This window comes from Kitasatospora sp. NPDC094015 (genome assembly GCF_040304075.1).
In the GTDB taxonomy this organism is placed as follows: Bacteria; Actinomycetota; Actinomycetes; order Streptomycetales; family Streptomycetaceae; genus Kitasatospora.
Genome location: NZ_JBEOUL010000023.1, coordinates 105,190 through 122,774, shown reverse-complemented (window position 1 = coordinate 122,774; position 17,585 = coordinate 105,190). Strand labels below are relative to the sequence as shown.

Annotated in this window: 14 protein-coding genes; 8 read left to right on the top strand and 6 right to left on the bottom strand. The window is 73.8% G+C overall.

The genetic code is table 11. From position 1 onward, the window contains the following. Nucleotides 1-548 precede the first annotated feature (548 nt). Nucleotides 549-998, top strand: coding sequence for a PTS sugar transporter subunit IIA (locus tag ABT014_RS24880; protein ID WP_350641322.1), 450 nt, complete (start codon nt 549-551; stop codon nt 996-998). Nucleotides 999-1,021: 23 nt separating this feature from the next. Next, nucleotides 1,022-2,692, top strand: a complete 1,671-nt coding sequence (gene ptsP, locus ABT014_RS24875) for a phosphoenolpyruvate--protein phosphotransferase (protein WP_350641321.1) — start codon at nt 1,022-1,024, stop codon at nt 2,690-2,692. Between the two features lie 66 nt (nt 2,693-2,758). On the opposite strand, the gene ABT014_RS24870 is transcribed toward ptsP, so the two are convergent. The 3 genes from ABT014_RS24870 to ABT014_RS24860 all read right to left on the bottom strand — a co-directional run bounded on the left by ABT014_RS24870 (nt 2,759) and on the right by ABT014_RS24860 (nt 6,307). Next, entirely contained in the window at nt 2,759-4,777 is a 2,019-nt protein-coding gene (locus ABT014_RS24870) for an acetoacetate--CoA ligase (RefSeq protein WP_350641320.1), read from the bottom strand. 135 nt (nt 4,778-4,912) lie between these two features. Continuing rightward, nucleotides 4,913-5,464 (bottom strand): NUDIX domain-containing protein, encoded by a 552-nt coding sequence (locus tag ABT014_RS24865; RefSeq protein ID WP_350641319.1) that lies wholly within the window; start codon nt 5,462-5,464, stop codon nt 4,913-4,915. 33 nt (nt 5,465-5,497) lie between these two features. Then, nucleotides 5,498-6,307 (bottom strand): NUDIX hydrolase, encoded by an 810-nt coding sequence (locus ABT014_RS24860; RefSeq protein WP_350641318.1) that lies wholly within the window; start codon nt 6,305-6,307, stop codon nt 5,498-5,500. Between the two features lie 118 nt (nt 6,308-6,425). Between ABT014_RS24860 and mmuM the strand changes: the two genes are divergently transcribed. The 5 genes from mmuM to ABT014_RS24835 all read left to right on the top strand — a co-directional run bounded on the left by mmuM (nt 6,426) and on the right by ABT014_RS24835 (nt 12,668). Further along, complete coding sequence (gene mmuM, locus ABT014_RS24855) at nt 6,426-7,379, top strand: homocysteine S-methyltransferase (RefSeq protein WP_350641317.1); 954 nt, start codon at nt 6,426-6,428, stop codon at nt 7,377-7,379. 93 nt (nt 7,380-7,472) lie between these two features. After that, nucleotides 7,473-8,237 (top strand): IclR family transcriptional regulator, encoded by a 765-nt coding sequence (locus ABT014_RS24850; protein WP_350641316.1) that lies wholly within the window; start codon nt 7,473-7,475, stop codon nt 8,235-8,237. 344 nt (nt 8,238-8,581) lie between these two features. Then, nucleotides 8,582-9,301, top strand: coding sequence for an MIP/aquaporin family protein (locus ABT014_RS24845; protein WP_350641315.1), 720 nt, complete (start codon nt 8,582-8,584; stop codon nt 9,299-9,301). A gap of 87 nt (nt 9,302-9,388) precedes the next feature. After that, nucleotides 9,389-10,921 carry a glycerol kinase GlpK gene (glpK, locus tag ABT014_RS24840; RefSeq protein WP_350641314.1) on the top strand — a complete coding sequence of 511 codons (1,533 nt, stop codon included), beginning with the start codon at nt 9,389-9,391 and terminating at the stop codon, nt 10,919-10,921. A gap of 151 nt (nt 10,922-11,072) precedes the next feature. Beyond that, on the top strand, nt 11,073-12,668 hold the full coding sequence (locus ABT014_RS24835) for a glycerol-3-phosphate dehydrogenase/oxidase (RefSeq protein ID WP_350641313.1): 1,596 nt from the start codon (nt 11,073-11,075) through the stop codon (nt 12,666-12,668). Nucleotides 12,669-12,781: 113 nt separating this feature from the next. Here the strand turns inward: ABT014_RS24835 and ABT014_RS24830 are convergent, their stop codons facing one another. From ABT014_RS24830 to ABT014_RS24820, 3 genes are all read right to left on the bottom strand, one after another. Further along, nucleotides 12,782-14,467 carry a glycosyl hydrolase family 79 C-terminal domain-containing protein gene (locus tag ABT014_RS24830; RefSeq protein ID WP_350641312.1) on the bottom strand — a complete coding sequence of 562 codons (1,686 nt, stop codon included), beginning with the start codon at nt 14,465-14,467 and terminating at the stop codon, nt 12,782-12,784. A gap of 247 nt (nt 14,468-14,714) precedes the next feature. After that, nucleotides 14,715-16,142, bottom strand: a complete 1,428-nt coding sequence (locus ABT014_RS24825; RefSeq protein ID WP_502895093.1) for a GntP family permease — start codon at nt 16,140-16,142, stop codon at nt 14,715-14,717. Then, nucleotides 16,139-16,678 (bottom strand): gluconokinase, encoded by a 540-nt coding sequence (locus tag ABT014_RS24820; protein ID WP_350641310.1) that lies wholly within the window; start codon nt 16,676-16,678, stop codon nt 16,139-16,141. The genes ABT014_RS24825 and ABT014_RS24820 overlap by 4 nt, the downstream gene beginning before the upstream one ends. 112 nt (nt 16,679-16,790) lie before the next feature. Between ABT014_RS24820 and ABT014_RS24815 the strand changes: the two genes are divergently transcribed. After that, entirely contained in the window at nt 16,791-17,486 is a 696-nt protein-coding gene (locus ABT014_RS24815; protein WP_350641308.1) for a FadR/GntR family transcriptional regulator, read from the top strand. The last annotated feature ends 99 nt before the right edge of the window (nt 17,487-17,585 follow it).

Below are 17,585 nucleotides of genomic sequence, written 5' to 3'. Positions count from 1 at the left end.
GGCGTTGACTTTTGGCACGCTGTTGAGTTCTCAAGGAACGGACACTTCCTTCGGACCGCCTTCCAGCGGGCCCTCCGGGCGCTTCGTTCTTTCGTGATTCGAGCTTATCAGATCCGTTTGCCAGGTTTTCACCGGGCTTTTGTGTGTCCGACACTCTCTGTTCATCACCGGCTCGCGGCGACTCGGCCAACCATAGCGGCCCTCGGGCCGTGCGCCTAATCGGGTTGCGCCGGTGTCACTCGTATGGCTGCAGGGAGTGGGAGCCGTGCGGGGGCGGGTGGGGCGATCGTCGCAGCTCACCCGGATGCCGTAGAGTGCGGCGCGTTGGCCAAGAGGACTAGACCACTTGGGCGCCCGCGGGCCGGTAGCCCGCCTGGGCGGGGCTCGATTCGTGCACGGTCGTGTGCGCGGGCCGCGTGACGGGCGAGCAGGGATGTGGGCGCTATATGACGAGATGTCCGAAGTTGACATAATTTAGGCTTCAGTCGTTGTACGAGCCGCCGTTCGGCGGCCACACGCGCTGTACTCCGCACCTGGGAGGCTCCACCATGACCACTGTGACGTCGCCGCTCGCCGGTCGCGCCGTCGGGCTCGCCGCCGTGCCCGACCCCGTCTTCGCCGGCGCGATGGTGGGCCCCGGCACCGCGATCGACCCGGTGCGCGAGCCCACCGAGGCCGTGGCGCCGGTGGACGGGCTGGTGGTCTCGATGCACCCGCACGCCTTCGTGGTGATGGACGACGCCGGGCACGGCGTGCTCACCCACCTCGGCATCGACACCGTGCAGCTGAACGGCGAGGGCTTCGAGCTGCTGGTGAACAAGGGCGACCAGGTCCGCCGCGGCCAGCCGGTGATCCGGTGGAACCCGGCCGCGGTCGAGGCCGCCGGGAAGTCCCCGATCTCGCCGATCGTGGCGCTGGAGGCACCGGCCGAGGCGCTGACGGCGGTCGCCGAGAGCGGCGTCGTGCCGGTCGGCGGCGACCTGTTCACCTGGAACTGACGGTGCTGGAAGGAACGCAGGAGATGGAACAGTCGCTGCGCGGCGTAGGTGTCAGCCACGGGGTCGCGATCGGCCAGGTGCGGCACATGGGGACGGCCGTGCTGGAGCCGCCGGCCACCCGGATCGCGACCGAGGACGCACCGCGCGAGCAGGCCAGGGCGCAGACCGCCGTGGATGCCGTCGCCGCCGACCTGATCGCCCGCGGCAACCTGGCCGGCGGCGAGGCGCAGGCCGTGCTGGAGGCCCAGGCGCTGATGGCGCAGGACCCGGAGCTGATGGCCGACGTCAGCCGGCGGATCGCGGTCGGCAGCACGGCCGAGCGCGGGGTGTACGACGCCTTCGCCGCGTACCGGGCGCTGCTCGCCTCGGCCGGGGACTACCTGGCCGGGCGGGTCGCCGACCTGGACGACGTGCGCAACCGGATCGTGGCCCGGCTGCTCGGGGTGCCGATGCCGGGTGTGCCGGACAGCGACGAGCCGTACGTGCTGTTCGCGCGGGACCTGGCGCCGGCCGACACCGCGCTGCTGGACCCGACGCTGGTGCTCGGGTTCGTGACCGAGGAGGGCGGGCCGACCAGCCACAGCGCCATCCTGGCGCGGGCGATGGGCGTGCCGGCCGTGGTCGCGCTGCCGGGCGCCGCCGGGGTGGCCGAGGGCACCGTGGTCGCGGTGGACGGCAGCTCGGGCGACGTGCTGCTGGAGCCGACCGTGGCGAAGCAGGACGAGCTGCGCCGGCAGGCGGCCGAGCGGAAGGCGGCGCTGGCCGCCTCGACCGGGCCGGGCCGGACCTCGGACGGGCACCGGGTGCCGCTGCTGGCGAACATCGGCGGGCCGGCCGACCTGGCGGCGGCGCTGGAGGCCGGCGCCGAGGGTGTGGGCCTGTTCCGCACCGAGTTCCTGTTCCTCGACGACTCGGCGAAGGCGCCGACCGAGGAGAAGCAGGTCGAGGCGTACCGCACGGTGCTGGAGGCCTTCCCGGAGAGCCGGGTGGTGGTCCGGGTGCTGGATGCGGGGGCCGACAAGCCGCTGGACTTCCTGACGCCGGCGGACGAGCCCAACCCGGCGCTCGGCGTGCGCGGTCTGCGCACCCTGCTGGACCACCCGGAGGTGCTGCGCACCCAGCTGCGCGCACTGGCGACGGCCTCGGCCGGGCTGCCGGTGCACCTCGAGGTGATGGCGCCGATGGTGGCCGACCGGGTGGACGCGAAGGCGTTCGCGGACGCCTGCCGGGAGGCGGGACTGGAGGCCAAGTACGGCGCGATGGTCGAGATCCCCTCGGCCGCGCTGCGGGCCCGGTCGGTGCTGCAGGAGGTCGAGTTCCTGTCGCTGGGCACCAACGACCTGGCGCAGTACACCTTCGCGGCCGACCGGCAGGTCGGGGCGCTGGCGCGGCTGCAGGACGCCTGGCAGCCGGCGCTGCTGGACCTGATCGCGCTGTCCGCGGACGCGGCGAAGTCGGTCGGCAAGAGCTGCGGGGTGTGCGGTGAGGCCGCCTCGGACCCGCTGCTGGCCTGCGTGCTGACCGGGCTGGGGGTCACCAGCCTGTCGATGGGCGCCGCGTCGATCCCGTACGTGCGCACCGCGCTGGCCCGGTACACGCTGGCGCAGTGCCGCCGGGCGGCGGAGGCGGCGCGGGCCGCCGACACCGCCGACCAGGCGCGGGCCGCGGCCCAGCAGGTGCTGTCCGGGGAGTGATCCCGGGACGGGTGAGGGAGGAGGGGCGCTGCCACCGTGGGGGTTGGCAGCGCCCCTCCGGGCTGTTCAGGACCGGCGGGAGCGGCCGAGCTCCTCGAAGAACCTCAGGTGGTCGAGGTTGTCCACCGAGCCGGGGTTGACCGCCTGGGCGAGCGGGGTGCCGGACAGCAGCCGCTTGACCGGCACCTCGATCCGCTTGCCGGTGAGGGTGTGCGGGAGGCCGGTGACGGCGATGACCTCGTCGGGGACGTGGCGCGGGGAGAGCTCGGTGCGCAGCGAGGTGCGGATGCGGCCGATCAGCTGCTCGTCCAGCTCGGCGCCGGGGGCGAGGACGACGAAGAGCGGCATCCAGTAGCCGCCGCCGGGCTCCTCGAGGCCGATCACCAGGGACTCGGCGATCTCGGGGAGGCGCTCGACGACCTCGTAGATGTCGGCGGAGCCCATCCGGACGCCCTGGCGGTTGAGGGTGGAGTCGGAGCGGCCGTGGATGACCACGGTGCCGCGGGAGGTGACGGTGATCCAGTCCCCGTGGCGCCAGGTGCCGGGGTACATGTCGAAGTAGCTGTCGTGGTAGCGGGTGCCGTCGGGGTCGTTCCAGAAGCCGGTGGGCATCGAGGGCAGCGGCTTGGTGACGACCAGCTCGCCGACCTCGTCGGTGTGCGGCTTGCCCTGGACGTCCCAGGACTCGACGGCGGCGCCGAGGCAGGGGGCCTGGATCTCGCCGAGGTGGACCGGGAGGGTGGGCACGCCGCCGACGAAGCAGCTGCACACGTCGGTGCCGCCGCTGACGGAGGCGAGCCAGATGTCCTGCTTGACCTCGTCGTAGATCCACTGGAAGCCGTCGGGGGGCAGCGGGGAGCCGGTGGTGCCGAGGCAGCGGACGGCGGAGAGGTCGAGGTCGCGGCCGGGGTGCAGGTCGGCCTTGCGGCTGGCGATCACGTACGCGGCGGAGGTGCCGACCACGGTGGCGCGGGTGCGGGCGGCGACCGACCAGAAGGCGCCGGTGTCGGGGTGGCCGGGGCTGCCGTCGTAGGTGACGATCGTGGCGCCGACGAGCAGGCCGGCGACCAGGAAGTTCCACATCATCCAGCCGGTCGAGGTGTACCAGAGGAAGCGCTCGCCGGGGCCGAGGTCGAGGTGCAGGCCGGCCTGCTTGAGGTGCTCCAGCAGGATGCCGCCCTGGCTCTGCACGATGGCCTTGGGCAGGCCGGTGGTGCCGGAGGAGTAGAGGACCCAGAGCGGGTGCTCGAACGGGACCGGTTCGAAGGCCGGCTCGACCTGGTCGGCGGTGAGGTCGGCCCAGGCGAGGGCGCCGTCCGGGGTGGCGCCGCCGAGCAGGGGGACGTGCACGACGGTGTGCAGGGAGGGGAGTTCGCGGCGCAGTTCGGCGACGACCTCGGTGCGGTCGTGGTTCTTGCCGCCGTAGTGGTAGCCGTCGACGGCGATCAGGACGGCGGGTTCGAGCTGCTGGAAGCGGTCGAGCACGCTGCGGGCGCCGAAGTCGGGGGCGCAGGATGTCCAGACGGCGCCGATCGAGGCGGCGGCGAGCAGCGCGACGACGGCCTGCGGGATGTTGGGCAGGTAGCCGGCGACCCGGTCGCCGGGGCGCACGCCGCGGGCGCGCAGGGCGGCGGCGAGCGAGCCGACCTGGCGGTTCAGCTCGTGCCAGGTGACCGCGACGGGCTGCTCGGTGGTCTCGTCCAGGTGGAGGATCGCGGCCTCGTCGCGGAAGGCCGGGTCGGCGGCGCGGCGCAGCAGGGCGGCGGCGTAGTTGAGCCGGGCGCCGGGGAACCAGCGGGCGCCGGGCATGGCGGCGTCGGCGAGGACGGTCTCGGGCTCGGTGTCGAAGGGGACGTCGTACCACTCGGCGACGGCCTGCCAGAAGCGGCCGAGGTCCTCGGTGGACCAGGCGTGCAGGGCCGCGTAGCGGGTGGCGGCCTGCTCGTCGTCGGCAGTGGGGGCGAGCGGGGCGGCCGGGGCTCCGTGGTGCTGGGCGGCCCAGGCCTGGAACCGGACGATCTCGCTGGCGGCGGCGCGGGCGGGGTCGGGGCGCCAGAGCGGCTGGTCCTTGGGTGGGGTGCTCACGGTGGTGGTCTCCCGGCCGGTGGGTGCGGACGGGTGCTGCTCGTGGCGGACCCGCCCTAGGGACGCTGACGGACCAGACCCTGCCACGTGATCGTCGGCCGCGCCAGGGTCCGCCGCGCCACTGCGCGCCGCTGGTCAGTGGGGGTCGGGCACAGGGTGGTCGTACGAGCCCCGGAACCAGGCCGCGCTGACCCGGGTGTGGAAGGGGAAGGCGAGCGGGGTGTGCGGGTCGGCGAGCTGCCAGCCGTCGGTCTCCTCGGTGGGGACGGAGGGGGGCAGGTCGGCGAGCGGGCGGGCGGGGAGCAGGCCGAACAGGCAGAGGAAGCCGCCGGCGGCGTCGGAGTCGGTGGCGACCAGGGTGACGTCGGCGGCGTCGGCCTCGATGCCGGTCTCCTCGCGGAGTTCGCGGACGGCGGCCTGCTGCCAGCTCTCGCCGAAGTCGACGTAGCCGCCGGGCAGGGCGAGTTCGCCGAGGCCGGGTTCGATGGTGCGGCGGATGACGACCAGGCCGGGGTCGCCGTCGGGCCGGTGGACCGGGAGCAGGACGACGGTGACGGGCAGCGGGTTGCGGTAGCTGATCTCGGTGCAGCCGGTGCAGGTGCGGGGCCAGCCCTCGGTGTTCGGCGGGTACGGCGTTCCGCACCAGTGGCAGTGCGAGTTGGGTCGGTGGGCGTGCGCGCTCGTCATGGGACGGATGGTAGTGCGGCGGGGGCGGGTGGGTCAGGGGTTCCGCTGCTCGCGGCCGGGGCGCAGCAGCGGGGGGTGCAGGAGGTGGGCGGGGCCGGCGCGGTAGTGGCGGGCGCGGGGGCCGCCGCGGGTGCCGCCGCGGTCGGTGGTGGTGCCGGTGGGTTCGACGAAGCCGGGGACGGAGAGCACCTTGCGGTGGAAGTTGCCGGGGTGCAGGGGTTCGCCCCAGACGGCCTCGTAGACGGCGCGCAGTTCGGGGATGGTGAAGGTGGGGCCGAGGAAGGCGGTGGCCAGCGGGCGGTACTCGAGTTTGGCGCGGGCCCGGTCGAGGCCGTGGCCGAGGATGGCGGCGTGGTCGAAGGCGAGCGGGGTGCGGCCGTCGTCGCCGGTGGCGGGCAGATCGAGGGTGTCGACCGGGTGCCAGGCGGCGGCCGCGGCGTCGGTGCCGGCGGTGGGGGCGGGCAGGTCGGGGGCGAAGGCGAGGTGGGCGACGGAGACCACGTGCATCCGGGGGTCGCGGTCGGGGTCGCCGAAGGTGCCGAGCTGTTCGAGGTGGACGCGGTCGAGCGCGGCGGTGGCGTCGGTGCCCTGCAGGCCGGTCTCCTCGGCGAGTTCGCGGGCGGCGGCGTGGGCGAGGTTCTCCCGGCCGGCCCGCAGGAAGCCGCCGGGCAGCGCCCAGTGGCCCTGGAAGGGGGGTTCGGCGCGCTGGACGAGGAGGACGGCGAGGCGGCCGGCGCGCAGGGTGAGGGCGACCACGTCGACGGTGACGGCGACGGGGGCGAAGGCGCGCGGGTCGTAGGCGGCGAGCCAGTCCTGCTCGGAGGCCGGTGGGTGTGCGGACATCGGGGCCTCCCACGGGTCGGGGCCGGTCGTACTCACTGTGAGGTCAACATAGTGCACCGGGGCGGGGTGGGGCGTGCCTACAGTGACGGAGGGGCCCGCTGGTGCCAGGAGGTGTGCGGTGACCGGAGCGCAGGCGCGGTCGTTGGCGGCGGCGCTGGCGGACGGGGCGGTGGTGCTGGACGGCGGGTTGTCGAACCAGCTGGCGGCGGCGGGGCACGACCTGTCGGACGCGCTGTGGTCGGCGCGGCTGCTGGTGGACCGGCCGCGGGCGCTGGTGGCGGCGCACCTGGGGTACTTCCGGGCCGGGGCCCGGGTGGCGATCAGCGGGAGCTACCAGGCGAGTTTCGAGGGGTTCGCCCGGCGCGGGGTGGGGCGGGCCGGGGCGGCGCGGTTGATCGCGTCGAGCGTGTCGCTGGCGCGGGAGGCGGCCGTGCTGGCCGAGCGGGACGGGCGGGGGCGGCGCTGGGTGGCGGCGTCGGTGGGGCCGTACGGGGCGGTGCTGGCGGACGGGTCGGAGTACCGGGGACGGTACGGGCTGAGCGTGGCGCAGCTGGAGCGGTGGCACCGGCCGCGGTTGGAGGTACTGGCGGCGGCGGGTCCGGACGTGCTGGCGCTGGAGACCGTGCCGGACGTGGACGAGGCGCGGGCGCTGCTGCGGGTGGTGCGGGGGCTGGGGGTGCCGGTGTGGCTGTCGTACAGCGTGGCGGGTGACCGGACCAGGGCGGGGCAGCCGCTCGAGGAGGCGTTCGCGGTGGCGGCCGGGGTGCCGGAGGTGGTGGCGGTGGGGGTGAACTGCTGCTCGCCGGCGGACGCGGACCGGGCGGTGCCGGTGGCGGCCGGGGTGACGGGGCTGCCGGTGGTGGTCTACCCGAACAGCGGGGAGCGCTGGGAGAGCGGGCGGGGGTGGGTGGGCGAGCCGACGTTCCGGCCCGGCCGGGTGGCGGGGTGGGTGGCCGGCGGGGCCCGGCTGGTGGGCGGGTGCTGCCGGGTGGGCGAGGCGGAGATCGCGGCGCTGGCGGGCGCGGTGCGGGGGCGGACCGGGCACGGTGGGCCGGGCCGCGGGGGACGTTGATCGGGAAAGGTGCACGCACGGCCTGCGGCCTGGCAGACTCATGGCGATACTCTTGCGGTCGACATTGTCGACCGTCTGTCAGGGAGGTAGCCGATGCCCGGCCCGATCCAGTCGCTCTCCCGGGCCGCCGCGATACTGCGGCTGCTGGCCGGAGGCGAGCGCCGGCTCGGCCTGTCCGAGGTCGCCACGGCGTTGGACCTGGCCAAGGGGACCGCCCACGGGATCCTGCGCACCCTCCAGCAGGAGGGCTTCGTCGAGCAGGACGCGGAGAGCGGAAAGTACCAGCTGGGCGCCGAGCTGCTGCGGCTCGGCCAGAGCTACCTGGACGTGCACGAGCTGCGCGCCCGGGCGCTGGTGTGGGCCGACGACCTGGCCAGGGCCTCCGGCGAGACCGTCTACCTGGGCGTGCTGCACCAGCGCGGGGTGCTGATCGTGCACCACGTGTTCCGCCCCGACGACACCCGGCAGGTGCTGGAGGTGGGCTCGATGCAGCCGCTGCACAGCACCGCGCTGGGCAAGGTCCTGCTGGCGTACGACCCGGTGGCGCGCGGCGAGCTGGGCGAGGGCCCGCTGGAGTCGTACACGCTGCGCACGCTGACCGACCCGGCCGACGTGGACGCCGAGTGCGCGCTGATCCGCGAGCGGGGCTGGTCGGACTCGGTGGAGGAGACCTGGGAGGGGGTGGCCTCGATCGGGGCGCTGATCCAGGACCGGCGGCGCAATCCGGTGGGTGCGGTGTGCATCTCCGGCGCGGTGGAGACGGTCTGCGAGGACGGGTTCGTGAAGCCCTCGCTGGTCGCCTCGGTGCGCAGCGCGGCGCGGGCGATCTCGCGCGACCTCGGCGCGGGGCGGTTCTGAGCCCCGGTTCCCCCTCCTGATCCGTGCGCGAAGGCGCGGGCGGGCCCCCTGCGGGCCGCCCGCGCCTTCGCGTTTCCGGGGTCCGCGCGGGGTGTCATGGAGCGATGAGTCACAGGTACGTAACCCTGCCTTGACGCAGGGGAGGCCGGAGAGAGAAGCTTCCGCATGTCGGTCGACAATGTCGAACGACGGTTGGACCGGATCGCACTCCCCCGCGCTCACCCGCTCAGCGGTCAGTCCAGCCGCCCCCCGGTACGAATCCCCGGGACGGGATCCGTACCGCCTGCCCCCACCCTTGCTCCGGACCATTCGGACATAGGAGCCAGACAGACGAAGGAGTCTGTGTGTCCGCGTTCTCCAACGGCGACATCTTTGTCGGCGAGACCCTCGGTACTGCCGCACTGATACTCCTGGGCGGTGGCGTCTGCGCCGCCGTCACTCTCAAGAAGTCCAAGGCGATCAACGCCGGCTGGCTGGCCATCACCTTCGGCTGGGGCTTCGCGGTCATGATCGCCGCCTACATGTCCGCCCCGAAGTCCGGCGCGCACCTGAACCCGGCCGTCACCCTGGCCATCGCCGCCGACACCGGCGAGTGGAGCAAGGTGCCGCTCTACCTCGGCTCCCAGCTGCTCGGCGCGATGATCGGCGCGGTCCTGGTCTGGGCCACCTACCTCGGACAGTTCCGGGCCAACGAGGAGCCGACGCTCGGCATCTTCTCGACCGGTCCCGAGATCCGGAACCCGTTCCAGAACCTGCTGACCGAGGCCATCGGCACCTTCGTGCTCTGCCTCGCGATCCTCACCCAGGGCCTCAACAAGGGCCTCGGCCTCTCGGGCACCGGCATCCTGATCGTCGCCCTCACCGTCGTCGGCATCGGCCTCTCGCTCGGCGGCCCGACCGGCTACGCGATCAACCCGGTCCGTGACCTGGGCCCGCGCATCGTCCACTCGCTGCTGCCGATCCCCCACAAGGGCGGCTCCGACTGGTCGTACGCCTGGATCCCGGTGGCCGGTCCGATCATCGGCGGTCTGCTGGCCGGTGGCTTCTACCACCTGGCCTTCTAGTCCGGGTTTGCCCGACGCCCGTGCACGGGGACTGACCTCAGGTCAGGCCCGCCCACCCCGAACCCCTCATCCCGAGCCGAGGACTTCATGACCATCACCGGAACCCCCGCCGGCAACTACATCGCCGCGATCGACCAGGGCACGACCTCCAGCCGCTGCATCATCTTCGGCGCCGACGGCCGGATCGTCGCCGTCGACCAGCAGGAGCACTCGCAGATCTTCCCGCAGCCCGGCTGGGTCGAGCACGACGCCGCCGAGATCTGGACCCGGGTCCGGTCGGTGGTGCGCGGTGCGCTGGAGAAGGCCGGGCTGACCAAGGACGACATCCGCGCGATCGGTATCACCAACCAGCGCGAGACCACCGTCCTGTGGGACAAGAACACCGGTGAGCCGGTGCACAACGCGCTGGTGTGGCAGGACACCCGGACCGAGGCGCTCTGCCGCGAGCTGGGCCGCAACGTCGGCCAGGACCGCTTCCGCCGCGAGACCGGCCTGCCGCTGGCCAGCTACTTCGCCGGCCCGAAGATCCGCTGGCTGCTGGACAACGTCGAGGGCCTGCGGGAGCGCGCCGAGGCCGGCGACATCCTGTTCGGCACCATGGACACCTGGGTGATCTGGAACCTCACCGGTGGCGTCGACGGCGGCAAGCACATCACCGATGTGACCAACGCCAGCCGCACCATGCTGATGAACCTCTCCACCCTGGCCTGGGACGAGAAGATCGCCGAGTCGATGGGCGTGCCGATGGCCGTCCTGCCGGAGATCCGCTCCTCCGCCGAGGTCTACGGCCACGCGGTCGGCGACCTGGAGGGCGTGCCGGTCGCCTCCGCGCTGGGCGACCAGCAGGCCGCGCTGTTCGGCCAGACCTGCTTCAGCGAGGGCGAGGCCAAGTCGACCTACGGCACCGGCACCTTCCTGCTGCTGAACACCGGCGAGAAGATCGTCAACTCGTACCACGGCCTGCTCACCACGGTCGGCTACCGGATCGGCGACCAGGCCCCGGTGTACGCCCTGGAGGGCTCGATCGCGGTCACCGGCTCGCTCGTGCAGTGGCTGCGCGACCAGCTGGGCATCATCTCGACCGCGGCCGAGATCGAGACCCTGGCCAACACGGTCGAGGACAACGGCGGCGCCTACTTCGTGCCGGCCTTCTCCGGCCTGTTCGCCCCGTACTGGCGCTCCGACGCCCGCGGCGTGATCGCCGGCCTCACCCGGTACGTCACCAAGGGCCACCTGGCCCGCGCCGTGCTGGAGGCCACCGCCTGGCAGACCCGCGAGGTCGTCGACGCCATGCAGAAGGACTCCGGCGTGGAGCTCACCGCCCTCAAGGTCGACGGCGGCATGACCTCCAACAACCTGCTGATGCAGAACATCGCGGACGTGCTCGACGCCCCCGTCGAGCGCCCGTACGTGGCCGAGACCACCGCCCTCGGCGCGGCCTACGCGGCCGGCCTGGCGGTCGGCTTCTGGCCCGACCTCGACACTCTGCGGGCCAACTGGCACCGCGCCGCCGAATGGACTCCCCGGATGGACGAGACCACCCGGGAGCGCGAGTACAAGAAGTGGCTCAAGGCCGTGGAGCGCACCATGGGCTGGGTGGAGGAGGACGAGCAGAACTGACCGGCACACCGGCCGGGGCCACGGGCCCCGGCCGGTCGTTCCGGTTTCGCACCCGGCCCGCCGCACCGGGCCGACCGGCCTGCAGCACAGGCCGCACCGCACACCGAGAGGAGAAACGGCGCCGCCCGACCCGCGCCGCCGTACACACACCATGGCAACCATCCCGACCCTGGGCGCCGAGCGCACCGCCGGCCGTACCGCCTCCCGCGCCGAGACCCGCGAACTGCTGGGCAAGGCCACCTACGACCTGCTGGTGATCGGCGGCGGCATCCTCGGCACCGCCACCGCCTGGACCGCCGCCCAGGCGGGCCTCAAGGTCGCCATGGTCGACGCCGGCGACTTCGCCGGCGCCACCTCCAGCGCCTCCTCCAAGCTGGTCCACGGCGGTCTGCGCTACCTGCAGACCGGCGCGGTCAAGCTGGTCGCGGAGAACCACAAGGAGCGCCGCGCGCTGGCCACCGACGTGGCCCCGCACCTGGTGAACCCGCTGACCTTCTTCGTCCCGGTCTACAAGGGCGGCCCGCACAGCGCCCCCAAGCTCGGCGCCGGCGTCTTCCTGTACTCCGCGCTGTCCGCCTTCCGCGACGGCATGGGCCGGGTCTCCACCGCCGCGCACGCCGCCCAGCAGGTGCCCGCGCTGCGCACCGAGGGGCTGCAGGCCGTCGCCGTCTACGGCGACCACCAGATGAACGACTCCCGGGTCGCCGTGATGACCGTCCGGGCCGCCGTGGACGCGGGCGCCGTCGCGCTCAACCACGCCGAGGTCACCGGCCTGCGGTTCACCGGCACCCGGGTCACCGGCGCCGAGCTGAAGGACCGGCTGGACGGCACCGAGTTCGGCGTCAGCGCCCGCCTGGTGCTCAACGCCACCGGCCCGTGGGTCGACCACCTGCGCCGGATGGAGGACGCGGGTGCGGCCCCGTCCATCCGCCTCTCCAAGGGCGCCCACGTGGTGGTCAAGCGCCGCAGCCCGTGGCGCGCGGCGCTCACCATCCCGATCGACAAGTACCGCGTCTCCTTCGCCATCCCGTGGGAGGACCACGTCCTGCTCGGCACCACCGACGAGGAGTACACCGGCGACCCGCAGGACGTCCGCGCCACCGAGGCCGACATCGACCAGATCATGGACGAGGCCGGCCACGCGATCCGCGACGAGCACCTCGACCGCGACCTGATCACCTACTCGTTCGCGGGCCTGCGGGTGCTGCCCGGCGGCCCCGGCGACACCGCCGCCGCCAAGCGCGAGACCGTGGTCACCGAGGGCCGCGGCGGCATGCTGTCGGTGGCCGGCGGCAAGTGGACCACCTACCGGCACATCGGGCGCACCGTGCTGGAGAAGCTCAAGCACGTGCCCGGCACCGGCCTGGCCGAGGACGTCTCGCCGTTCCCGGCGACCGTGCCGCTGCCCGGCATCGGCGCCCCGAACGCCGTGGCACACCGCCTGCTGATGGACCGCGAGGCCGGCTCCCGGATGGAGCCGCTGGTCGCCAAGCACCTGGCCAGCCACTACGGCACGCTCTCCTTCGACATCGCGCGCCTGATCGCCGACCGCCCCGAGCTGGGCGAGCCGATCCACGCCGACGGCCCCGACGTGTGGGCCCAGGTCGCGTACGCCGCCGACAGCGAGTGGGCGTACACCGTGGACGACGTGCTGCGCCGCCGCACCACCATGACGGTGCGCGGCCTGGACACCGACGAGGTGCGGGCGAAGGTGGAGTCCTTCCTCGCGGAGCGCCGCCAGGGCTGACCACACCGACGGCCGGAGCCGCCCCGCGGGACTTCCCGCGGGGCGGCTCCGTCGTTCCGGTCGGCGGCGTGCGGCTCGGTCGTTCCGGCCGGCGGCCGTGGCCGGTGGGCGGCTCAGGCCCGGCGGTGGGTGCCGCGGCGGCGCTGGGAGGCGAACACCGCCCCGCCGATCAGGATCAGCCCGGTGCCGGCGGTCAGGGCCATCAGCTCGGTGCCGTCGGCGCCGGTGGAGGCGAGCTCGGGACCGGTGCTCGGGTGCGCGGACGCCGGGTGCGGGGTGCTCGCGGACGGGCTGGGCGCGGCGGTCGGCGTTTCCGGGCGGGAGGCGCTCGGGGTGGCGCTCGGCGTCGGCGTGGCGGTCCGGGTCGGGGCGGGCGTGGCCGGCGCGGGGGCCGGGGTGGCGGCCGTGACGGTGCCGAGCACCACGGCGGTGTACGGCGCCAGGGTGATCCGGCAGGTGCCGCCCGGGCAGTCGGCGTGGTCCGGCGCGCCGGGGGTGAAGCTGCCGTCGGCGGCGACCGAGGCGCCCTGGATGGTCACCCCGGTCTTGGCGTCGAGGCCGGGGGCGGTCATGGTGAGCACCGACACCCGGGTCGCCGACCCCACCTGCACGCCGAGGGTGGCGGGTGCGCCGTCGAGGTTCTCCAGCAGGACCCGGGTGGTGCCGTCGGCGTTGCGCACGGCGTGCGCGGCCAGGTTGCCGCCGCCGGAGATCTTCGCCGGCACCACCTTGCCGGTGCCGAGCTGGTGGGCCAGCAGCATGCCGTAGTAGGACGGCGCGGCGGTGTAGTGGCGCTTGCCGTCGGACAGGATCGGGCTGTAGGCGTTGCCCAGGGCGCCGGTCAGGTAGGTGCCGGAGAGCCCGCCGTGGATGTTGACCCCGGCGGCGCCGTGCTCGGCCGCGGTGAGCAGGAAGTCCGCCATCCACAGTGCGGAGGCGTAGCCGTCGGTGACGCCCGCGATGCCGCCGCAGGAGATCGAGTTGGTCTCCGAGAGCCGCAGCGGGACGCCGAGGCCGGCGGCGGTGGCGGACAGCTTGCCGATGGTGCTCGCCGCCGCCGAGGCGCGCTCACGGGAGAGCAGGCCGGCCGCCGTGGCGTCCTTCGACCTGCAACCGCTGATCGCGTAGTAGTGCTGGTCGAGCAGGCCGATCTTCCCCTTGGCCCAAGCCGCGTAGGCGGGCAGCATCCCGGTACTGGCCAGGTCCGGGCCGGCGAACGGGACCTGCGGGGCGCCCTTGCGGACGGCGTCCAGGCAGCGTTGGGCGTCGGCCGGCAGGTCGTCGGACCCGTAGCCGGCCGGGCGGTAGCCCTTGCTCTGCCAGCTGCTCGGCTCGTTGCCGCAGGCGAGGGCCGTCAGGGCGGGGCCGAGTGCGGCGCTGACCGCGGCCACGTCCTTGGTGACGGCGGCGGCGTCGAAGCGGGCGCCGTTCTCGGAGTAGATCACCCGCCAGCCGGTGGCGTCGGTGAGCCGGCGCAGCGCGGCCAGCGCCTCGGGCGAGGAGGTTTTGAAGTCCTTGTCCACCGTGTTGCCGCCGAAGCGCAGCACGCCGGGACCGAGGTTCTTCAGCAGCTGCGGGTAGCTGCCCTGGGCGTCGAACTCGCCGCTCTCCAGGTGGGTGGACTCGTAGGAGAAGCCGAGGAAGTCGGCGGGCAGGGTGCCGATCGCGGCCTGGTCGGCGCCGATGGTGACGGTGGCCTCCGCGGGGGTGGCCTTCGGCGGCGCCGCGGCGGCGGTCGGCGCGGTCAGCAGGACCAGCGCCACGGCGCTGAGCAGCGAGGCGCTCTTCGGCAGGGCCACGGTGAGGTGCCACCCATCTGTCGGTCGGGGCCCGGGCGGCGGCCCGCCGCGGGCTCGGGCCCGGCGGTCGTCGCCGGACACCGCCATGCGGAACGGCCTGCGGCGCCGGCGGGTTCACCGGGTCGGCACACGAACGGTTGCGCGGGCGGACCGGGTTGACGGTGGGTCACCCCGGGGCAGGCCTCGTCGGGTACGGCGCAGGGGCACCCGGTGGCCCGGGTGCCCCTGCGCGCCGCCCGTACGGCGGTCAGACGATCAGACTCAGCGGCATGATCAGGGCGATGGCGACCACCGAGATCACCGTCTCCATCACCGACCAGGACTTCACGGTCTGGCCGACCGACATCCCGAAGTACTCCTTGACCAGCCAGAATCCGGCGTCGTTGACGTGCGAGAAGAACAGCGAGCCGGCGCCGATGGCGAGCACCAGCAGGGCCGCGTGGGTGCTGGAGAGGTCGGCGGCGAGCGGGGCCACGATGCCGGCCGCGGTGATGGTGGCGACCGTGGCCGAGCCGGTGGCCAGCCGGATCAGGACGGCGATCAGCCAGCCGAGCAGCAGCGCCGAGATGTGCCACTTGCCGGCCCACTCGCTGACCGCGTTGCCGACGCCGACGTCGATCAGGGTCTGCTTGAAGCCGCCGCCGGCGCCGACGATGAAGACGATGCCGGCGATCGGGGCGAGCGAGCGCTCCAGCGTGCGGGAGATCCGGGCCTTGTCGAAGCCGGCCGCCCGGCCGAGGGTGACCATGCCGAGCAGGGTGGCGGCGAGCAGGGCGATCAGCGGCGAGCCGATGAAGTCGAAGATCCGCTGGAGGGTGGCCTTCGGGTCGTCGATCACCACGTCCACCAGGGCCTTGCCGAGCATCAGCACCACCGGCAGCAGGATGGTGGCGAGCACGGCGGCGAACCGCGGGGTGTGCTCGGGGCGTTCGGCCGCGCTGTCTTCGGCCTCGGTCCCGGCGGCCTTGGTCCCGGCGGGGGCGTCGGCGGCGGGCAGGTCGAGCGGGCCGACCCAGCGTTCGGCGACCCGGGCGAACAGCGGGCCGGCCACGATCAGGGTGGGGACGGCGATCAGCAGGCCGAGCGCCAGGGTGATCCCGAGGTCGGCCTTGAGGGCGTCGACGGCGACCAGCGGGCCGGGGTGCGGGGGCACCAGGCCGTGCAGGACGGAGAGTCCGGCCAGCGCGGGGATGCCGATCCGCAGCAGCGGTATGTTCCCGCGCCGGGCGACCAGCAGCACGATCGGGACCAGCAGCACCACGCCGACCTCGAAGAACAGCGGCAGACCGAGCAGGGCCGCGATCAGCGCCATCGACCAGGGCAGCGCCCGGCGGCCGGAGCGGGCCAGCACGGTGTCGGCGATGATGTCGGCCCCGCCGGAGTCGGCGAGCAGCTTGCCGAGCATCGCGCCGAGCCCGATCAGCAGGCCGACGCTGCTCACGGTGGCGCCGAAGCCGGCGGCGAAGCTGCTGGTCAGCTTGTCGAAGGGGGCGCCGGCCACGGCGGCGAGCAGCCCGGAGCCGATGGTCAGGGCGAGGAAGGGGTGCAGCTTCAGCTTGGTGATCAGCAGCACGATGGCGGCGATGCTGACCAGGACCGCGATCAGCAGCGTCGTGTCGTCGCCGGTGTGGGGCAGGGCCGGTGGGGCGGCCGCGAGCAGCGAGGTGGGGGTCACGCGAGGTCTCCATTGACGGGCCGCAGCAGCTGCGCGGCCATCTCGGCGAGGTCGTCGGGGGCAGGTCCGACGTCGAGGACGGCGCCGTGCTCGTCGGGCCGAAGCGGTTCGAGCGCGGCGTACTGCGAGTCGAGCAGGGTGGTGGGCATGAAGTGGCCGCTGCGGTGGGCGAGGCGGTCCTCGACCAGCCGGTGGCTGCCGCTCAGGTGCAGGAAGAAGGCGTCCGGGCAGTGCGCGCGCAGGATGTCGCGGTAGCCGTGCTTCAGCGCGGAGCAGGTCACCACTCCCCCGGTGCCGGCGCGCCGCCGTTCGCCGAGCCAGTCGCCGAGTGCGTGGAGCCAGGGTTCGCGGTCCTGGTCGTCCAGCGGGGTGCCGGCCGACATCTTGGCGATGTTGGCGGCGGGGTGGAAGTCGTCGGCCTCCGCGTACGGCAGGTGGAGGCGCTGGGCGAGCAGCCGGGCGACGGTGGTCTTGCCGACGCCCGAGACGCCCATGACGACGACCGCGGGCGGCTGGTTCTCGACGTTGAGAGCCATCGATGGTGCTCCTGTTCTGCCTGTTCCGTCGGCCACTGTGGCGTAAAGGTATGACTTATTCAAGACGATGAAACTTAATCGTCATACTTTTGCTGCCCGCTAGGCTGTCGGGATGGAGATCCAGGGCCTGCCCGGCCGCCTGCTCGCGGACCTCGGTCCGGCCATCGCCTCGGGCGAGATCCCGGTCGGCACCGTGCTGCGCGCCGAGGAGCTGGAGGCCCGCTACGCGGTCTCGCGCACGGTGGTGCGCGAGGCGGTGCGGATCCTGGAGTCGATGCGGATGGTCGAGTCCCGGCGGCGGGTCGGCAGCACCGTGCTGCCGCTCAGCGCCTGGGACGTCTTCGACCCGCTGGTGATCCGCTGGCGGCTGGCCGGCGCCGACCGGGCGGCCCAGCTGCGCTCGCTCGGCTCGCTGCGGGTCGCGGTGGAGCCGGCCGCGGCCGCCCTGGCCGCGCGGACGGCCAGCGACGACGACCGGCGCGAACTGAGCTCGCTGGCAGTCGAGTTGACCGTCACCGCGCGCGCCGCCGACCTGCAGTCCTTCCTGCGGCACGACATCGCGTTCCACTCGGCCGTGCTGCGCGCCAGCGGCAACGAGATGTTCGCGCACCTGGGCGACACCGTGGGCGCCGTGCTCACCGGCCGCACCGAGCACGACCTGATGCCCCACCAGCCCGCCGATTACGCCGTGCGACTGCACCGGGAGGTCGCCGACGCGATCTGCGCCGGTGACGCGGAATCAGCCGAACGGGCGATGCGCACGATCGTGCTGGGGGCGCTGGAGGAGCTGGACGCGACCCTGGACTGAGCCGAGCGCTGCGCCGGCGGGGTGGATTGTTCCCGGGCGCACGGGGCAGGCTCGGCGTGGGCGCACCGGTACCCGGCACTCCGGCGCGCGCCGAGACCT

Coding starts and splice junctions, on each gene's coding strand:
- ABT014_RS24815 (WP_350641308.1), top strand. CDS start 16,791: ATGGAGATCCAGGGCCTGCCCGGCCGCCTGCTCGCGGACCTCGGTCCG.
- ABT014_RS24850 (WP_350641316.1), top strand. CDS start 7,473: ATGCCCGGCCCGATCCAGTCGCTCTCCCGGGCCGCCGCGATACTGCGG.
- ptsP (WP_350641321.1), top strand. CDS start 1,022: ATGGAACAGTCGCTGCGCGGCGTAGGTGTCAGCCACGGGGTCGCGATC.
- ABT014_RS24865 (WP_350641319.1), bottom strand. CDS start 5,464: ATGACGAGCGCGCACGCCCACCGACCCAACTCGCACTGCCACTGGTGC.
- ABT014_RS24880 (WP_350641322.1), top strand. CDS start 549: ATGACCACTGTGACGTCGCCGCTCGCCGGTCGCGCCGTCGGGCTCGCC.
- glpK (WP_350641314.1), top strand. CDS start 9,389: ATGACCATCACCGGAACCCCCGCCGGCAACTACATCGCCGCGATCGAC.
- ABT014_RS24835 (WP_350641313.1), top strand. CDS start 11,073: ATGGCAACCATCCCGACCCTGGGCGCCGAGCGCACCGCCGGCCGTACC.
- ABT014_RS24820 (WP_350641310.1), bottom strand. CDS start 16,678: ATGGCTCTCAACGTCGAGAACCAGCCGCCCGCGGTCGTCGTCATGGGC.
- ABT014_RS24860 (WP_350641318.1), bottom strand. CDS start 6,307: ATGTCCGCACACCCACCGGCCTCCGAGCAGGACTGGCTCGCCGCCTAC.